The organism is Nocardioides sp. R-C-SC26 (assembly GCF_021246465.1).
GTDB lineage: Bacteria > Actinomycetota > Actinomycetes > Propionibacteriales > Nocardioidaceae > Nocardioides.
Map to the genome: position 1 here is coordinate 1 of NZ_JAHRHK010000049.1, position 350 is coordinate 350.

At 68.0% G+C, this 350-nt stretch carries 1 pseudogene; it reads left to right on the plus strand.

Annotated elements, in window-relative coordinates:
- Positions 1–350, plus strand: a pseudogene (carB, locus tag KSO97_RS17380) (carbamoyl phosphate synthase large subunit); the annotation flags it as partial.

Consider the following 350-nt stretch of genomic DNA (forward strand, 5'->3'; position numbering starts at 1 on the left):
CGTGCGGCGTGCGGATCTGTTCCAGCAGATCGGCACGCCGCACGACGGTCGCCTCAAGAAGGTGATGGATGCGCTGCGCGCCGGCGCCACCGCCGAGGAGGTCTTCGACAGCACCAAGATCGACCCCTGGTTCGTCGACCAGCTGAGTCTGATCAACGAGATCGCACAGCAGCTCATCTCTGCTCCCGAGCTGACTCCGGAGCTCCTGCGCATCGCCAAGCGGCACGGCTCCTCCGACGCCCAGCTCGGCAAGATCCGCGGCACCACCGCCGACGTCGTCCGAGGGGTACGGCACGCGCTCGGCATCCGCCCGGTCTTCAAGACCGTCGACACCTGCGCGGCCGAGTTCG